The organism is Vibrio tapetis subsp. tapetis (genome assembly GCF_900233005.1).
GTDB lineage: Bacteria > Pseudomonadota > Gammaproteobacteria > Enterobacterales > Vibrionaceae > Vibrio > Vibrio tapetis.
In genome coordinates this window covers 2,765,738-2,784,184 of record NZ_LT960611.1, presented here as the reverse complement: position 1 = coordinate 2,784,184, position 18,447 = coordinate 2,765,738, and the positions used below count along the sequence as shown (strand labels likewise).

The 18,447-nt window shown below is 46.0% G+C and carries 12 protein-coding genes; 4 read left to right on the top strand and 8 right to left on the bottom strand.

The window, feature by feature from the left end:
- Positions 1-50 precede the first annotated feature (50 nt).
- From carA to VTAP4600_RS12340, 4 genes are all read left to right on the top strand, one after another.
- Positions 51-1,190 (top strand): glutamine-hydrolyzing carbamoyl-phosphate synthase small subunit, encoded by a 1,140-nt coding sequence (gene carA, locus VTAP4600_RS12355; protein ID WP_102523066.1) that lies wholly within the window; start codon positions 51-53, stop codon positions 1,188-1,190.
- A gap of 16 nt (positions 1,191-1,206) precedes the next feature.
- Entirely contained in the window at positions 1,207-4,434 is a 3,228-nt protein-coding gene (carB, locus tag VTAP4600_RS12350) for a carbamoyl-phosphate synthase large subunit (RefSeq protein ID WP_102523065.1), read from the top strand.
- Between the two features lie 783 nt (positions 4,435-5,217).
- Positions 5,218-6,501, top strand: a complete 1,284-nt coding sequence (gene ltrA / locus VTAP4600_RS12345) for a group II intron reverse transcriptase/maturase (protein WP_102523064.1) — start codon at positions 5,218-5,220, stop codon at positions 6,499-6,501.
- A gap of 193 nt (positions 6,502-6,694) precedes the next feature.
- The gene (locus VTAP4600_RS12340) at positions 6,695-7,474 is read left to right on the top strand and encodes a TSUP family transporter (RefSeq protein ID WP_102523063.1); all 780 of its coding nucleotides are present in this window, start codon (positions 6,695-6,697) and stop codon (positions 7,472-7,474) included.
- Here the strand turns inward: VTAP4600_RS12340 and VTAP4600_RS12335 are convergent.
- From VTAP4600_RS12335 to gltB, 8 genes are all read right to left on the bottom strand, one after another.
- Entirely contained in the window at positions 7,425-8,270 is an 846-nt protein-coding gene (locus VTAP4600_RS12335; protein WP_102523062.1) for a LysR family transcriptional regulator, read from the bottom strand. The genes VTAP4600_RS12340 and VTAP4600_RS12335 overlap by 50 nt on opposite strands.
- A gap of 122 nt (positions 8,271-8,392) precedes the next feature.
- A complete protein-coding gene (locus VTAP4600_RS12330) occupies positions 8,393-9,013 on the bottom strand; it encodes a TRIC cation channel family protein (RefSeq protein WP_102523061.1) in 621 nt (206 codons plus the stop codon).
- A gap of 139 nt (positions 9,014-9,152) precedes the next feature.
- Entirely contained in the window at positions 9,153-9,989 is an 837-nt protein-coding gene (locus VTAP4600_RS12325) for a cobalamin-binding protein (RefSeq protein ID WP_102523060.1), read from the bottom strand.
- A complete protein-coding gene (locus tag VTAP4600_RS12320) occupies positions 9,989-10,942 on the bottom strand; it encodes a cobalamin biosynthesis family protein (protein WP_102523981.1) in 954 nt (317 codons plus the stop codon). Before VTAP4600_RS12320 ends, VTAP4600_RS12325 begins: the two co-directional genes overlap by 1 nt.
- A 7-nt stretch (positions 10,943-10,949) precedes the next feature.
- Positions 10,950-11,648, bottom strand: coding sequence for a 5'-methylthioadenosine/S-adenosylhomocysteine nucleosidase (gene mtnN, locus VTAP4600_RS12315; protein ID WP_102523059.1), 699 nt, complete (start codon positions 11,646-11,648; stop codon positions 10,950-10,952).
- Between the two features lie 73 nt (positions 11,649-11,721).
- The gene (locus tag VTAP4600_RS12310; RefSeq protein WP_102523980.1) at positions 11,722-12,156 is read right to left on the bottom strand and encodes a DUF1499 domain-containing protein; all 435 of its coding nucleotides are present in this window, start codon (positions 12,154-12,156) and stop codon (positions 11,722-11,724) included.
- 94 nt (positions 12,157-12,250) lie between these two features.
- Positions 12,251-13,663, bottom strand: coding sequence for an FAD-dependent oxidoreductase (locus VTAP4600_RS12305; protein WP_102523058.1), 1,413 nt, complete (start codon positions 13,661-13,663; stop codon positions 12,251-12,253).
- A 24-nt stretch (positions 13,664-13,687) separates the two neighbouring features.
- Complete coding sequence (gene gltB, locus VTAP4600_RS12300) at positions 13,688-18,151, bottom strand: glutamate synthase large subunit (protein WP_102523057.1); 4,464 nt, start codon at positions 18,149-18,151, stop codon at positions 13,688-13,690.
- Between the last annotated feature and the right edge of the window lie 296 nt (positions 18,152-18,447).

Below are 18,447 nucleotides of genomic sequence, written 5' to 3'. Positions count from 1 at the left end.
ATATTTGCAATTTAAATCAATTTTAATGCATTTTTATTCTGGAGGTTGCCTTGAGTAAGTCAGCACTGTTAGTCCTAGAAGATGGGACTGTGTTCCACGGTCAGTCCATTGGCGCAGATGGTTCAGCTGTTGGTGAAGTAGTTTTCAATACCTCGATGACGGGGTATCAAGAAATCCTTACTGATCCTTCCTATTCCCAGCAAATCGTTACTCTTACTTATCCTCACATTGGCAATACCGGAACCAACTCCGAAGACGAAGAATCTTCTTCCATTCATGCGCAAGGCCTTGTGATTCGCGATCTTCCTCTTATCGCTTCTAATTTCCGCAATGAACAAACCCTTTCTGATTACCTAAAATCGCAAAACATCGTTGGCATCGCTGATATTGATACGCGTAAGCTCACTCGTATTCTGCGTGAGAAAGGTGCTCAAAATGGTTGTGTTGTTGCAGGCAACAACTTAGATGAAGCGTTAGCTCTGGCTAAAGCAAAAGAATTCCCTGGCTTGAAAGGAATGGATCTTGCGAAAGAGGTTACAACAAAAGAAGCGTATCAATGGAAACAAGGTTCGTGGACGCTTACGGGTGGACTTCCTGAAGCGAAAGACGACAGTGAACTGCCATACCATGTTGTTGCTTACGACTTCGGTGCCAAGCGTAACATCCTACGCATGCTCGTTGACCGCGGTTGCCGCTTAACGGTTGTACCTGCAGAAACATCAGCTGAAGAAGTACTTGCTCTGAACCCAGACGGCGTATTCCTATCGAACGGCCCTGGTGACCCAGAACCATGTACTTACGCTATCGAAGCAACAAAAGTGTTCCTAGATAAAAACTTACCTATTTTCGGTATTTGTCTTGGCCACCAAATTCTTGCTTTAGCATCGGGGGCTCAAACAGTAAAAATGAAATTTGGCCACCACGGTGCTAACCATCCAGTAAAAGATATTGACCGTGACGTGGTTATGATTACTTCGCAAAACCACGGTTTTGCAGCTGATGAAGCAACGCTGCCTGAAAACCTACGAGCGACGCACAAATCATTGTTTGACGGATCACTGCAAGGTATCCACCGCACTGATAAGCCAGCGTTCAGTTTCCAAGGTCACCCAGAAGCAAGCCCTGGTCCAGAAGACGCAGCGCCGTTATTCGACCACTTTATTGAACTAATCAAACAGCACACAGCGTAATTCGGAGTAGTAGATAATGCCAAAACGTACTGACATTAAAAGTGTTCTTATTCTAGGTGCTGGCCCGATTGTTATCGGTCAGGCTTGTGAGTTCGATTACTCTGGTGCTCAAGCTTGTAAAGCTCTGCGCGAAGAAGGTTACCGAGTAATTCTTGTAAACTCGAACCCAGCAACCATCATGACTGACCCAGATATGGCCGATGCAACATACATCGAACCTATCCACTGGGAAGTTGTACGTAATATCATTGCAAAAGAAAAGCCAGATGCTGTTCTACCTACTATGGGTGGCCAAACGGCGCTTAACTGTGCATTGGACCTTGAGAAGCACGGCGTACTTGAAGAGTTCGGCGTTGAGATGATTGGCGCAACGGCTGACGCAATCGACAAAGCTGAAGACCGTTCTCGTTTTGATAAAGCGATGAAGTCTATCGGCCTTGAGTGTCCGACTGCTGATACGGCTAAAACCATGGAAGAAGCTTATAAAGTTCAAGAAATGGTTGGCTTCCCTTGTATCATTCGTCCATCGTTTACGATGGGTGGTACTGGTGGTGGTATTGCTTATAACAAAGAAGAATTCGAAGAAATTTGTCGCCGTGGTTTGGATTTGTCACCAACCAACGAGCTTCTAATCGATGAATCATTGATCGGTTGGAAAGAGTACGAGATGGAAGTGGTTCGTGATAAAAACGACAACTGTATCATCGTATGTACTATTGAAAACTTTGACCCAATGGGTATCCACACTGGTGACTCAATCACAGTGGCACCGGCACAAACGCTAACGGACAAAGAATATCAGCTAATGCGTAATGCATCTCTAGCGGTTCTGCGTGAGATTGGTGTTGAAACTGGTGGCTCAAACGTACAATTTGGTATCAACCCCGCTGATGGTCGTATGGTTATCATCGAGATGAACCCACGTGTATCTCGTTCTTCTGCTCTCGCTTCTAAAGCAACGGGTTTCCCAATCGCTAAGATTGCAGCGAAGCTGGCTGTAGGCTTTACGCTTGACGAGCTAATGAATGACATCACTGGCGGCGCGACTCCAGCGTCATTCGAACCAACGATTGACTACGTTGTTACTAAGATCCCTCGTTTTAACTTCGAAAAATTTGCTGGTGCAAATGACCGTCTGACGACTCAAATGAAGTCAGTGGGTGAAGTGATGGCGATTGGTCGTAACCAACAAGAATCACTGCAAAAAGCGTTACGTGGCCTAGAAGTTGGCGCGAACGGCTTTGATGAAATGGTTGACCTAGACGCTCCAGACGCACTTACGAAAATTCGTCATGAGCTAAAAGAAGCGGGCGCAGAGCGTATCTGGTACATCGCGGATGCATTCCGTGCAGGTATGTCGGTTGATGGGGTATTCAACCTGACACAAATCGATCGCTGGTTCCTAGTGCAAATCGAAGAAATCGTTCAGTTAGAGCAACAAGTGAAAGCAGGCGGTTTTGCTGGCTTGAACAAAGATGTGCTTAATAAGCTGAAACGTAAAGGTTTTGCTGATGCGCGTCTTTCAAGTGTTCTAGGTGTTGCTGAAAGCGAAATTCGTCGCCTACGTGACCAATATGATATTCACCCTGTCTACAAGCGTGTAGATACGTGTGCGGCTGAGTTCTCTTCAGATACTGCGTACATGTACTCATCTTACGATGAAGAGTGTGAAGCTCAACCGACAGACAAAGACAAGATCATGATCTTGGGTGGCGGTCCTAACCGTATCGGCCAAGGTATCGAGTTTGATTACTGTTGTGTGCATGCATCATTGGCTCTACGTGAAGACGGTTACGAAACCATCATGGTTAACTGTAACCCTGAGACTGTTTCTACTGATTACGATACGTCGGATCGTTTGTACTTCGAACCAGTAACACTGGAAGACGTACTTTCAATCGTACGTGTTGAGAAGCCAAAAGGCGTTATCGTTCAGTACGGTGGTCAAACGCCACTTAAACTGGCACGCGCTCTAGAAGCGGCGGGTGTACCTATCATTGGTACAAGCCCTGACGCTATCGACCGTGCAGAAGACCGTGAGCGCTTCCAAGTTGCTGTAGACCGTCTAGGCCTACTACAACCAGAAAACGCAACAGTAACAACAATGGAGCAAGCGGTAGAGAAATCTCGCGAAATCGGATTCCCATTGGTTGTACGTCCTTCGTATGTACTGGGTGGTCGTGCGATGGAAATCGTCTATGACGAGCAAGACTTACGTCGTTACTTCAATGAAGCGGTAAGCGTTTCGAATGAATCTCCAGTTCTACTTGATAGCTTCCTAGACGATGCTGTTGAAGTTGACGTTGATGCTATCTGTGATGGTGAGCGCGTTGTAATTGGCGGTATCATGGAGCACATCGAGCAAGCGGGTGTTCACTCAGGTGACTCTGCATGTTCTTTGCCTGCGTACACGCTAAGCGAAGAAATCCAAGATGTAATGCGTGAGCAAGTTGAGAAACTGGCGTTTGAGCTAGGTGTTCGCGGCTTGATGAATACTCAGTTCGCAGTTAAAGACAACGAAGTTTACTTGATTGAAGTTAACCCACGTGCTGCACGTACTGTCCCATTTGTTTCTAAAGCAACAGGCGCACCGATTGCTAAGATTGCTGCACGCGTCATGGCAGGTCAATCTCTAGAGTCTCAAGGCTTTACTAAAGAGATCATCCCACCTTACTACTCGGTAAAAGAAGTGGTATTGCCATTCAACAAATTCCCTGGTGTTGACCCACTATTAGGCCCAGAAATGCGCTCTACTGGTGAAGTTATGGGTGTTGGCGCGACGTTTGCTGAAGCATACTCTAAAGCTGAATTGGGTTGTGGCAACATTTACCCTGAAGGCGGTCGTGCACTTCTTTCTGTTCGTGAAGGCGACAAAGAGCGTGTTGTTGACCTAGCTTCTAAGCTAACGAAACTGGGTTACCAGTTAGACGCAACGCACGGTACCGCTGTGATTCTAGGTGAAGCGGGCATCAACCCTCGTCTAGTAAACAAAGTACACGAAGGTCGTCCTCACATTCTTGACCGTATCAAGAACAACGAGTACACCTACATAGTGAACACGGCAGCAGGTCGTCAAGCGATTGAAGACTCTAAAGTACTTCGTCGTGGCGCACTGGCAGAAAAAGTGAACTACACAACAACGCTAAATGCGGCGTTTGCTACTTGTATGGGACACACCGCTGATGCGAAAACCAGCGTAACGTCAGTACAAGAGCTGCATGCAAAAATCAAAGCTAATGCATAAACGTTAATTTGAAATTGACGAAGCCCGCTCATTGAGCGGGCTTTTTGTTTGCCCAGCGAAGCTGGCAAACCCATTAGGCTGAAAGAAGCCTAAATCACCCTGATTGAGGGGAAGATAATCCGAATCGCAAGGGCGTTGCTGGCCAACGGCAGGGTTTGAAGGAAGCGATAGGAAGTTAACAGTACACAACGAAAGTGAACCTGATTCGGCAATTTAGGTGGGTAAGCGTGCAAAATAGCGTGAAGCCCGATACTCAATCAGACCTAGATTGTGCTTGAGGGTGGCATTGTTAACAGGGAGCCAGTGCAGTAACTGGGGAAGCCTGACACCACATCCGAGCAAACGTCGGAAGCATAAACTCAAGGCGAGAGCCAAGATCTATGTTGGTGCGAGGTGGCAGATGAATCCGTAGTAGTGAGTAAAGCTCGGCCGGTGAAGCCCAGTAATGGTGTGGAGGATAAAACTGAGCTGACCATCAGTAACACGTCTGATGGGACAACATTTTGCCAAAAGCAATCTGGTGTTGCGAAGGGATGAAGTACATTTTAAGTCTGTGATGAGCAGATGTTTTTTTTCAGTGGTATACAAGTTGATTAGCTATCGAGGTATTCCGTCTCGGTCTTTGTGAAAGCAAAGCACTGAAGCGAGAAACCGTACAAGGGAGTAACTCTGACTCACTCTAGTAAATTGCCATTGAGCTAGAAGGCTAGAGAGTGGAGTGAAATACACCAACACTGTGAGAGAGCATTTGTCCCCACACGGCACACAATCTAAAGGAAAAAGGTGAGAGTTTACTACAGTTTATATGGTCACTTGCTCCACAAAGAGCGACTCTATAAAGGATTTAAAAAAGTGTGGAAAGCGAAAGGCGCGGCCGGAATAGATAGGCAGAGCCTAAGCGACTACGCCCAAAATCTGAGTGATAACCTAGATCAACTTCTTCTGGAACTCAAAACCAAGCGATACACCCCTCAACCCGTCAGACGGGTAGAAATACCGAAAGATGATGGTGGGGTGCGATTACTTGGGATCCCAACAGTACGGGATAGAGTTGTCCAACAAGCTCTAAATGATCTATTAACCCCAATCTTCGAAGAGCAGTTTCACCCATCCAGCTTTGGGTATAGACCGAATCGAAGTTGTCACGATGCTATAAACAAAGCGACGATGTTCATCCGTCGATACGGAATGCAACACGTCGTAGATATGGACTTATCGAAGTGCTTCGATAAGCTCGATCATGAGCTTATTCTAAAAAGCATTAAGAAACGAGTCACAGACAGTAGCGTACTGGAGCTCATCAAACAGTTCCTGAAAAGTGGCGTAATGGTTGATGGAGAGTGGCAGCATACCAAGATAGGTAGTCCGCAAGGTGGAGTAATAAGCCCACTGATAGCGAACATCTATCTGGATGCGTTTGATCAAGAGATGCGAAAGCGAGGACATCGAATAGTCCGTTATGCCGACGACATACTGATCTTCTGTCGCAGCCGTAAAGGTGCAGAAAATGCGCAAGTACAGGCAACGAAGGTCCTGGAAAAACAGCTCAAGTTAACGGTGAACGAAACCAAATCACACATAGCGCACAGCGGCGAAGGTGTGAAATTCCTTGGAATAGAAATCGGTAGCCATTATAGCCGTATTCAGCCAAAGAAAATGTCGACGTTCAAAGGAAAGTTGAAGCGAGTGACAAGACGCAATGGCGGTAAGCCATTGTTAGAAGTCATTAAACAACTGAATCCACTTCTGAGAGGGTTCAGCCAGTACTTTCGAATAGCGAATGCCAACAGGGAGTTTAAGAAACTGGCCGCGTGGTTAAGGCGAAGACTTCGCAGCGTCCAATTACGATTATGGAAAAAACCGACCCGACTCCACCGCAGGCTAAGACAGCTAGGTTACGAAGGGTCATTCAGGTATATCTGTATGGATAGTTGGAGAAATGCTGCGAGTCCATTAGCCAGTTACTCGATGCCAAATCAATGGTTTAACGACCTTGGATTAGTGAATCTTGAACACGTTAGGACAGGATATGTGTTCAGCCATTATGCTGAATGGAAATGTGCATGAGCCGTATACGAGGTCCGTACGTACGGTTCTGTGAGAGGGATGAGGCGGAGACGCCTCACCCTACTCGATTTTTGCTTAACTAAAAGAGTATCGAACTGATGAAATTTAGGAATAGGTTAAAAGCCCGCGTTTCGCTGTTGTCGTTAGGGTGTGGCTGATAGCCTAAAAAGATAAGCAGAGGGTAGGTGAGAACATGGAAATTTCTTTCGATATATTGGCAATGCTATTTGTGGTTGCTAGCGTGGCAGGTTTTATTGATGCGATGGCAGGTGGTGGTGGTTTGTTAACGCTGCCTGCACTGTTAGCGGCAGGTATCCCACCAACACAAGCTCTCGCTACCAATAAGCTGCAAAGTTCATTTGGGAGCTTCTCTGCAAGCTGGTATTTTGTTCGTAATGGTATCGTCAGTATTAAAGAGATGCGCTTGGCTATTCTATGCACCTTTATCGGGTCTGCGATGGGAGCGGAGTTAGTCCAATACATCGATGCCAGTTTGTTAACCAGCGTTATCCCATTGCTGCTTATTTCCATTTCACTGTATTTTTTATTAGCACCACAAACCAAAGCATCTGATGGTAAAAAGAAGTTATCAGAGGCCATGTTTGCGTTGTGTGTTGGTGGCAGTATTGGTTTTTATGATGGCTTCTTTGGCCCTGGCACTGGCTCTATTTTTACGGTTTGTTTTGTTGTTCTTGGCCACTTTTCTTTGGTTGATGCGACGGCCAGAACCAAAATTCTCAATTTCACTTCTAATATTGCTGCTCTTATCTTCTTCATCATTGCGGGGCTGCCAATATGGGAGCTTGGGCTAGTGATGGCCGTTGGCGGTTTTATTGGTGCTCAACTTGGTGCAAAGGTGGTGATTTCTAAGGGACAAAAATGGATTCGCCCCTTGGTGATTGTTATGTCGATGAGCATGGCGATTAAACTGCTTTGGGAACAGCACCAGCAATGGATTCTATCAGTGATTTAACTCGTGAAGAGCGATAACTATTTGACCGAACACAGACATGAATAGGGCGAATTAACCCTTCAAGTTCTGGAAAACGAAACAGGTATTTCAGGTCGATGTTCAGTGTTTTTACTATCGATAAGGGAACGAGTGCGGGGCCTGTCCCTCCGAGAGCTAATTGAGCAGCAGCCGTATACGCGTCCATCTCCATCATCGGCTTGATATTGAACCGGGCTAAGGCCGCGAGTTGATACGAGTTTGCTGGATTTGTCATATCATTGGTTATTACTCGCGAAGGAAGTTCTGTAAGCGGAAGAGCACTGACGATATAAAAGGGTTCATCGAAAAGGTGAAACGTCATTAAGCCGTGATGTGGCGGCAATAAACCGGCACATAACCCGAGTGTTGCTTTGCCAGACTGCACCCGCTCGATGATTCGCGGGGTGTGGTTGGTTGTGATCGTGATGTATCTATCTTGCTGGATAAACTCTCCCATCATCTTACCTAAATAACCAGCAATCAAAGACTTTGAGCTATCTAAGGTGATGAGCGTGGTATCTTCTAGCTCCTGTTGCTCGTAGATTAACCCTCTCAGCTCACTGAATGTTGGGCCAATACTTTCTATCAGCGCAATGGCGTCAGGGGTAAGTTTGACTTGGCGTCCACTCGGTTCAATCAGTTTTTTACCCAGCTTATTTTCTAGGTTGGCAATCCTTTTGCTAACCGCCGATTGACTGATATACAGTAAGCTCCCCGTACGGCTCATTGTTTTCTCTTTGCTGAGAACAAGTAACGTCTCGATACCTTCTAATAGCATAATAATGATGAGATTATGGAATGATAGTTTGACTGTATCTTATTTGATGGGCATGAACCAGAGGGAGAAATGCGGTGCATCATGATGGCACCGCATTACTAAACTGTTTTATAAGATCGCTGCTATCGATTGAGAGCAAAAGTGGGCAGAGATAAATGCCAACGAATGGCGGCAAGCCGAATAGAAAGTGTAATGAATACCCCAATAAGAAGTGAGGTCGAGCTATCTAGTCCGAAATGCAGAGCGGTTGTATGAATTAAGCCTCCCGCTAAACAAGCCGTCGCATACACTTCACTTCTTAATACCATTGGGATCTCTCGCGCAAGTACATCACGGATGATGCCTCCGCCACAGCCTGTCAGTACCCCCATGATCACGGCGATAAGGTAAGAGTCTTGATAGACTAAGGCTTTCTCGACACCAATGCCCACGAATACGGCTAAGCCAACGGCATCACACACGGGTAATACGTACCAAGGAACTCGTTTGGGTTTTCGAACCAAGAGTAACGTGAGCAGGCAGGTGACGAAGATAACCCAGATGTACAAGGTGTCTTTTATCCAGAAAATCGGGGTGGCGCCAAGTAGCATATCTCGAATAGAACCACCACCAATAGCCGTCACACTTGCCAAAACAACCACGCCAAAGGGGTCCATTTTTAACCTACCGGCTAACAATACGCCAGAGATGGCAAATACGGCGGTGCCGAACATATCAATGAAATAAAGAAGAGTGATTTCCATGTGAGGGCCGAATCCAGATCAGTGATTTAAATCTGCTGGGATTGTACGTCATCATGTTGATAATTCCGACTAAAATAGACGGCTTTTTCAGCATAATTATCTGGATTTTGAACTCGGTTAAATGCCGTAAACAACTTGTTTATTCGATTGTATTTCTCGCCTGTTCGAAGTAATCGCACACTTGAACAATTGCTTGCAACGAGCGCATGGTTGGGCGATTAATCCAACTGGCATTTAGGCTCCAAACTTGCTCCTTCCCAACGGCGGGTATTTGCTGATGCCACTTAGCCCATTGACCATTATCCATTACCGCATGTCGCGATGTAAAAATAACCTCAGGACGCCTTAATACGACTTGCTCGATGCCAACTTGAGGGTAGGGAGTGGCGCTGTCAGCAAATATATTACTGCCGCCACAAAACTGGAACACTTCGCTTGGCCAGCCTTTTTGGGCAATGGTGATGATTGGGCTAGCGCTCAATTTATAAAAATACGGGACTTTTTTGTTGGTCGAATAAGTTTTTTTCAAGCTGATTAATTCACGGCGAAATACATTCGCATTGTTAATACCGATGGACGGATCTTCTGCATATTGGCTAAGGGCTTCGACACTGTTCGCTATTTCCGTCAATGAATGAGCTTTGGTTTCAAAAATGGTAAACCCCAGTTTTTTTAGCTTTTCAAGCTCTTTTGATGGGTTGCCATTTGGCCAAGCAATAATGAGATCCGGTTGCAGGGTTATAATACGCTCGAGCTTAATACCTTGATAATTAGCGACTCTTTCGAGTTGTTTTGCTTGTTCTGGGTAGTCACTGTGATCGCTAGCGGCAATGAGTTTATCTCCTAGACCTGCGCTATACGCAAGTTCCGTTGCGTGTGGAGCAAGAGATATCACCCTTTCTACCGGTTTAGCGTGAATAATCACAGGTAGAAGAAAAACAAGGGCGAGTGTTATGAGACGAGCGAAGTACTGCATTATATTCCTTGATAAATTGCGATCATAATGGCGCTTTGTATGAGTATCCAACCACAGATCCGCCAAGCGAGAAGGTGTTGGATTTGCGCTAAATGGAAAGCCGAAGGGGCAATTCTGCCGCCAATTTTAGGGCGAATGGCTTTTTTATCGCCATAGATAGCAGGGCCACCTAATGATAACTCTAGCTTGTGACCGACAGCTGTTAACAGCCAACCAGGGCCGGGTAGTGGCCATTGTTTCGCTTGCGAAAATAACGCACTTAACGTCGACATGCCATTTTTGCCTATGGTGATCATTAAGCTGTAAATCTTAAGAGGAAGCCAGTCTAAAACGGCTAAGGCTCGAACAGAGAATAAGCCAAATGGTGAGTATTCACTGCGGCTTGGTGACCAAGCTCTTGCAAGCTCCATGACTAGCCTATATAAAAATGCACCGGTGCCGCCTGCAACTCCAAACCAAAATAAGACACTAACGACATTCCTGCCGTAGCCTAAGATTAAGGTTTCAGCCCCCGCTTTACCAAGGCCTAAGGGAGAGAGAGAGCTGGTATCACGGTTAACAAAGGGCTCTAATTCTCGGCGTGCACGTTTTTTGTCTTCTTTGCCTAGTGACTCAATCAATTGTTTGGCTAAAGACTCATTGCTTCGCCAATCAATGGCGAGTAAAAGAAGCGCCATTTCAAATGCTTGCGGTTGCCAAACTAACGGCTTTAGTGCCCAGAAGAACAACCACGCAGGAAGGATCATTAACCCCCACGCTAGCATGCCAGACACGTGACTTTGATTGTAGCTATGATTCAAGTTGACCTTGTTTGCAAGGATCTCTGCAAATTTATGCCATAAGGTCGCAGGATGGACAGCTTTAGGGATAGGGAGGATCAGATGGAATAAGATAGCGCCCCACATCACGAGTAGGGCACCGTTGGAATAAAGCTTACCGAACAGCTCTTCCATCATAGAATTATTTGCGCAGGATCTCGGCCATGTTGCTAACCATTTCTGATGAGCTTTTCGCAGCGAGAGGCAAGAATTCGTCAAAGCTCATTGGAGACTCTTTGTCAGCAACGTCAGAAATAGCACGTACAACAACAAATGGTACTTTGAATTGGTGACAAGTTTGCGCGATGGCTGATGCTTCCATCTCTACAGCGATAACGCTAGGGAAGTGCTTACGAATGTACTCTTGGCGTTCAGCGCTGCAGACAAAAGCATCGCCAGTACAGATTAAGCCGCGTACAGCGTGGGTATCAGACATTTTTTCAAGTGCTTGCTCTGCAACTTGCATCATTTTTTCGTCTGCTAGGTAAGCGGCAGGTTGACCGGCCATTTGCCCCATTTCGTAGCCAAATGCGGTTACGTCAGCATCGTGGTGGCGAACTTCTGTTGAGATAACAACATCACCAAGATTTAATGTGCTATCAAAGCCACCCGCACTGCCTGTATTGATCACAGCTTCAGGTTGGTAAATTTCTAGCAATAGCGCGGTTCCAACCGCAGCCGCGACTTTACCAATGCCAGATTGAAGTAAAATGACGTCAACACCGTTAAGTTGGCCGGTGTAAAAAGTGCAACCACCACGTGATTCTTCTACACAGTTAGTGAGAGCTGATTTTAAAATAGCAACTTCTTGTTCCATTGCGCCAATAATGCCAAGTTTCATCTGTTATCTCTATGTTTGTGAATTGGTATTTTGCAAATTGTAGCATGGAAAAATGATGCTGTAGAATTTTAGCTTAGGGCTTAATGATGTTTGCATCGATTAACTTAAGGCGCAGTGAATCGGCTCGTTCTCGGTTAACGCCAAAATCAGAATGACCCGTTCGGGACTCGGAACGTACCAATAGTCGACCGTCATTAATTCGAATTTCTAAGTCGTCCACAAAGCGAAAGACCGAACTGGTGCATTCAATGCGCAAATAGTCTTGAGTTTTTTCTGCGGTTTTGGCGTTATGTAATGTCAGAGCGGCTTGCTCAACGGCGTTGATATTGGTGTCAGTACTTACTAACTCATAGCTGGCCAAGTGATGATCAGGTCGTGTGTCTTGTGTCGATACACAGTTTGGTTTGTCTGCGCATGGCTCGGCAGTTCTATCTGCCATACTTGATACGTTCTTACTGCAGGCACTCAACGTTATTACAAGAAAAGTAGCTGACAGAGTTTTTAACATGTCCATAGTGTTGCCTTTGTTTGTATGTTGATTTCACGAGAGGGTGAAACACCGGAGTATTTCGCCTCTCGTTTTTTCTGATCTAACACTTAAGTTAAATGTCTAGGTAAGTCATTATACCTTCTGCTGCTTTTCGACCTTCATCGATAGCGGTGACGACTAAGTCTGAACCACGAACTGCATCACCGCCAGAGAAAATCTTCTCGTGACTGGTTTGGAATGCAAAGGGTTGATCTAAAGGTGCTTTGATTCTTCCCCATTGATCGAGGTCGACACCAAAGGGTTCTAACCATGGCATCGCGTGTGGTTGGAATCCAAAGGCCATAATGACCGCATCAGCAGGTAGAATATGTTCACTGCCTTCCACTGGTTCTGGCTTTCTTCGGCCAGCGGCATCGGGTTCTCCTAGCGCGGTTTTGACGACCTTAACACCGGACACTTGTCCGTTAGCATCCACTTCAATACTCAGAGGTTGCAAATTGAACTGAAATTTAACGCCTTCTTCTTTCGCGTTTTTAACTTCTCTTTTAGAGCCTGGCATGTTCTCTTCGTCACGACGATATGCACAAACTACGTGTTTGGCTTTCTGACGAATTGAGGTTCTAACACAGTCCATGGCGGTATCACCACCACCGAGCACGACAACTCTTTTTCCCGCCATGTCGATATACGGATCGTTGTTCTTTAAATTCATGACCTTATAGGTGTTAGACACTAAAAACGGCAGAGCATCAAATACACCATTAGCATTTTCGTTTTCAAGCCCTGCTCGCATGTTTTTATAGGTACCGACACCCAGAAAGACGGCGTCATAGTCGTCTATTAATGACTGAAGTGAAACGTCTTTGCCAACGTCGACATTGAGTTGAAATTCAACGCCCATTTCAGCAAAGATTTTTCTTCGGTTGGTCATGACCTCTTTTTCTAATTTAAAAGAGGGGATACCGAAAGTAAGTAAACCACCAATTTCAGGGTAGCGGTCAAACACGACAGGCTTAACTCCGTTTCGGACTAAGACGTCAGCGGCCGCCAACCCGGCAGGACCGGCACCAATTATCGCGACTTTTTTGTCTGTCCATTCGACTTCGGATAGATCGGGCTTCCAGCCCATTTTGAAGGCTTTGTCAGTGATGTACTTTTCAATGTTACCAATCGTAACGGCACCAAAATCATCATTTAGGGTACAGGCACCTTCACATAAGCGATCTTGCGGGCATACGCGTCCACATACTTCAGGCAGGCTGTTGGTTTGGTGAGAAAGCTCCGCCGCTTCGATGATTCGTCCTTCATTGGCCAGTTTCAACCATTGCGGGATGTAATTGTGAACCGGACATTTCCATTCGCAATACGGGTTGCCGCAATCCAAGCATCGATCGGCTTGAGCTGTTGATTGCTGTTTAGTAAAGGGTTCGTAGATCTCTACAAATTCGATCTTGCGGATCTTAATCGGCTTTTTGGCCGGATCGACGCGTTGTACGTCAATAAATTGATAGACATTTTGGCTCATCTTTCTGCTCCTTAAGATGTTCCGTTATTGTGCTTGCACGCGTAATTCAGCAGCGCTTCGGCTTTGGTGCCCGAGCAATGTGCTAAGTTCTGAGGCTTGCGGTTTTACCAAGTAAAATTGAGGAATCCATTCGTCAAAATTAGCGAGGATGTTCTCTGCATGTGCTGAGTGGGTGAGTTCTAAGTGCTCTGCAATCAAACCACGTAAATGTTCTTGGTGAATAGGCAGCTGACTTAATGCGACCGCTTCTACCGATTCGGAGTTAACGCGACCTTGGAAGTCTTGATTTTCATCTAAAACATAGGCAAAACCCCCGGTCATGCCCGCGCCAAAGTTGACGCCCGTTGCACCAAGGATCGCAATAATGCCGCCAGTCATGTATTCACATGCGTTATCACCAGCGCCTTCAATGACAGAGATAGTACCTGAGTTCCTTACCCCAAAGCGTTCACCCGCTTTACCCGCAGCAAACAATTTACCACCGGTTGCGCCGTATAAGCAGGTATTACCTATGATGGTCGCTTCATTGCATTTAAAGGTCGTACCTACGTGAGGGTGAATAACAATTTTGCCACCCGCCATGCCCTTGCCGACATAATCGTTGGCATCACCGGTTAAGTAGAGATCGACACCACCCGCATTCCAGACCCCAAGGGATTGGCCTGCAGTGCCATTTAAGTGAATTTTAATCGGACTAGCAGCCAAGCCTTGATTGCCATAACGTTTGGCGATTTCGCCAGACAACCGAGCACCGATAGACCTGTCGGTATTGATCACGTCGTAGTATAGGCTGGTGCTTTGTCTTTTCTGGACGGCTTGCAGCGCGTCTTCAACAATTTTGCTGTTGAGTTCTGCTCGGTCAAATGGCGCGTTAGGTTCACTCCAAAATACAGGGTGGTTTTCAGGAGACTCCGGTGCTGCCAAGACAGAAGAAAGATCGAGCTTAGTTTGTTTTGCTGTTTTTCCTTCAATCACGTCGAGTAAATCAGTTCTGCCGATTAAATCAGTGAGTTTCTCTACTCCAAGCCCAGACAGCAACATGCGCACTTCGTCGGCAAGGCCGGTGAAGTAATTGACGACCATGTCAGGTAAGCCTTTAAAGTAGGTATTTCTTAGCGTTTCATCTTGTGTTGCGACACCAGTAGCACAATTGTTTAAGTGGCAAATACGTAAGAATTTACAGCCGATAGCAACCATAGGGGCAGTACCAAAACCGAAGCTTTCAGCACCTAATATCGCGGCTTTAACGACGTCTAATCCGGTTTTTAAGCCGCCATCAACTTGCAGGCGTATTTTATGACGTAAACCATTGGCAACCAGTGCTTGCTGAGTTTCCGCTAAGCCTAGTTCCCACGGGCTACCTGCGTATTTGACTGAGGTGATTGGGCTTGCTGCCGTCCCACCATCGTAGCCTGAAATCGTAATGAGGTCGGCATAGGCTTTGGCAACACCTGTCGCGATGGTGCCAACGCCTGGTTCCGATACTAACTTGACCGAGACCAAGGCTTCTGGGTTCACTTGCTTTAAATCAAAAATCAATTGAGCTAAATCTTCAATTGAGTAGATATCGTGGTGGGGGGGTGGAGATATCAGAGTTACGCCTTGCACAGAGTGGCGAAGTTTGGCAATTTCAGCCGTCACTTTATGGCCCGGCAGTTGACCGCCTTCCCCCGGTTTCGCTCCTTGGGCGACTTTAATTTGCAGTACATCGGCATTGGTTAAGTAGTGTGGTGTCACACCAAAACGACCGGATGCAATTTGTTTAATTCGAGAGTTTCGATTGGTACCAAAACGAGCCGGATCTTCACCGCCCTCACCGGAATTTGAGTACCCACCGAGTTGGTTCATTGCGATTGCGAGGGCTTGGTGTGCTTCAGGGCTAAGTGCCCCGATAGACATTGCTGCAGAGTCAAAGAGTTTGAATAGCTCAGAGTTAGGTTCAACTTTCTCCAGTGCTAAGGGATGCGCTGACATCTTCAGTTGCATTAGGTCCCGTAGCGTCGTGACGGGCCTTGAATTAACCTGATTTGCATAGCTTTGGTAGTCTTGCTTATCGCCTGATTTTACAGCCGTTTGTAGTGTGCTGACTACGTCTGGGTTATAGGCATGAAACTCACCACCATGTACGTATTTCAACAAACCACCGTGATCAATAGGCTTGCGTTTTGCCCAAGCTTTACGTGCAAGGTTAACGAGATCTTGTTGAAACTCAGGGAAGCTAGCTCCTTGAATCCGAGCCGATACACCGTTAAAGCATAAGCTGACGACCTCGTCGTGCAGTCCTACCGCTTCAAACAATTGCGAACAACGATAAGAGGCGATAGTAGAAATGCCCATTTTGGACATGATCTTAAATAACCCTTTGTTGATGCCATTACGATAGTTGATCATCGCTTGACTGTAGCTCTTATCAATAACGCCATCGTCAATGATCTTAGCAAGGGTTTCATAAGCTAAATATGGGTAGATAGCCGTTGCGCCAAAGCCGAGTAATACGGCAAATTGATGTGGGTCTCGGGCCGTTGCTGTTTCCACAATGATGTTGGCATCGCATCTTAAATTGGCGTTTGCTAGTCTTGTTTGTACCGCGCCAACGGCCATTGCTGCCGGGATAGGCAGGGTGTCTTTTGATAACAAACGATCAGAGAGAATGACTAAAACAGATCCTTGGCGTACTGAGGTTTCAGCCTGATCACAGATGGATAAAATCGCTTGCTCTAATGAGGTCTTCGTTGGGTCAAAATTGATGTCTAATAGGGTGTTTTTATAATACTCTTTATTCAATTCAAGCAGTTGCTGCATGTCAGAATAGAGCAAAATAGGGGAGTCAAAGCTTACTCTATGCGCGTGCCCGTCGGTTTCACAAAAGACGTTCATCTCTTGACCAATACTGGTGGCTAAAGACATGACGTGTTTTTCTCGCAAAGGATCGATGGGTGGGTTGGTCACCTGAGCAAATTTTTGCCTGAAATAGTCGGTTATGAGGCGTTCTTTGGAAGACAAGACTGCCATAGGTGCGTCATCACCCATAGACCCGGTGGCTTCTTGCCCCATGTCTGCTAACACCCTAATGACGCTATCAATTTCCTCACGGTTCATCGCAAATTGTTTTTGATAGATTTTTAATTGGCTGTCTTCAAAACTGCGTTTTCCAATGTTGGTTTCCGCCAATTCAGAAAACGGTGTTAGACGATGTACGTTCTCCTGCATCCATTGCTTATACGGATGCCTATTTTTAAGGTCATTGTCTATTTCATCTGATAACCAGAGTTTTCCTTCTTTGGTATCAACTACAAGCAATTCACCAGGGCCAACTCGTCCTTTTTCAGCCACTTCATCTGGGGCGTAATCCCAAATACCGACTTCAGACGCCAAAGTGATGAGGTTATCTTTGGTGATGACATAACGTGCTGGTCGTAAGCCGTTTCGATCCAGGTTACAGGCGGCGTAACGGCCGTCAGATAATACGATACCTGCTGGGCCATCCCATGGTTCCATGTGCTTTGAATTGAAATCGTAAAATGCGCGTAGATCTTCATCCATATCAGGGTGATTTTGCCAAGCAGGCGGCACTAGCATTCTCATGGCTCGGAAGATATCCATGCCGCCAGCTAAGAAAAGATCTAACATATTATCTAGGCTAGACGAGTCTGATCCTACCTCATTAACAAAAGGTGCAGCAGTGTGTAAGTCAGGAAGTAATGGTGAGCTGAATTTATACGCTCGCGCTCTAGCCCATTGACGGTTGCCTTCAATGGTGTTGATTTCGCCATTGTGAGCGAGGTATCTAAAGGGCTGTGCCAACGGCCAGCGTGGCTGAGTGTTGGTTGAGAAGCGCTGGTGGAATAAGCAAATGGCCGATTCCATACGTAAGTCTGCCAGATCTAAGTAGAATCTTGGCAGATCAGCAGGCATGCACAATCCTTTGAAAACAATGACCTGGGTGGAAAGGCTGCAAATGTAGAATTCATTATCGTCAGTAATTCGTTTTTCTATTCGACGCCTTGCGATATAAAGGCGCCGTTCAATATCTCGATTTTGCCAACCCGCAGGCGCATTAATGAACACTTGTTCAATGTTAGGGACGGATTGTTTTGCAATCGGCCCGAGTACGTCGGAGTTGGTCGGAACGATTCGCCAACCTGCAATGGTAAGGGTTTCTTTAGCGAGCTCTTCATTGATGACGGCTTTGGTGGAGGCCGCTTTAACGGGATCCTGATTGAAGAAGATCATGCCTATGGCGTATTGCTTTCCCAGATTCCAGTTTTGTTCTTGTGCCACTAACCGTAAATAGGAGTCAGGTTTTTGTAGCAACAAACCACAGCCATCACCGGTTTTACCGTCCGCAGCGATCCCGCCACGGTGGGTCATCCTATCGAGTGCTGATATAGCCGTACGGACAAGTTTATGACTTGGCTTGCCTTTCATGTGGGCGATTAACCCAAAACCACAGTTATCTTTTTCAAGATAAGGATCGTAAAGCGTCATTGCAATTCTCCTTTTGCTTACTGCCTTCCTAGCAGAAAATGACTGATTCTTATGGAGTTACGCGAATACAACGCGTTATTCTTATTTTAATGGTTTGTTGCTATTTTGTTTTTTCGACATTACAACGTATAGGGAATCACTTTGAAGGTCAAGTATTCAGTGGTTTGTTTGGTGTATCTTAGTTTTTTAGGGAATTACTCGGAATTAGGTAAGAGGTCTTATTTTAGTTCTAGATAATTGAGGGGATGCATTCTACGTTGGTTGATGAAAGGCTTTCACTTAAAAAAGCGAGCAAT

Bases quoted from the DNA above. Each gene is read 5' to 3' on its own strand.
- carB (WP_102523065.1), top strand. From the start codon at position 1,207: ATGCCAAAACGTACTGACATTAAAAGTGTTCTTATTCTAGGTGCTGGC.
- VTAP4600_RS12340 (WP_102523063.1), top strand. From the start codon at position 6,695: ATGGAAATTTCTTTCGATATATTGGCAATGCTATTTGTGGTTGCTAGC.
- VTAP4600_RS12335 (WP_102523062.1), bottom strand. From the start codon at position 8,270: ATGCTATTAGAAGGTATCGAGACGTTACTTGTTCTCAGCAAAGAGAAA.
- VTAP4600_RS12330 (WP_102523061.1), bottom strand. From the start codon at position 9,013: ATGGAAATCACTCTTCTTTATTTCATTGATATGTTCGGCACCGCCGTA.
- VTAP4600_RS12325 (WP_102523060.1), bottom strand. From the start codon at position 9,989: ATGCAGTACTTCGCTCGTCTCATAACACTCGCCCTTGTTTTTCTTCTA.
- VTAP4600_RS12320 (WP_102523981.1), bottom strand. From the start codon at position 10,942: ATGGAAGAGCTGTTCGGTAAGCTTTATTCCAACGGTGCCCTACTCGTG.
- mtnN (WP_102523059.1), bottom strand. From the start codon at position 11,648: ATGAAACTTGGCATTATTGGCGCAATGGAACAAGAAGTTGCTATTTTA.
- VTAP4600_RS12310 (WP_102523980.1), bottom strand. From the start codon at position 12,156: ATGTTAAAAACTCTGTCAGCTACTTTTCTTGTAATAACGTTGAGTGCC.
- VTAP4600_RS12305 (WP_102523058.1), bottom strand. From the start codon at position 13,663: ATGAGCCAAAATGTCTATCAATTTATTGACGTACAACGCGTCGATCCG.
- gltB (WP_102523057.1), bottom strand. From the start codon at position 18,151: ATGACGCTTTACGATCCTTATCTTGAAAAAGATAACTGTGGTTTTGGG.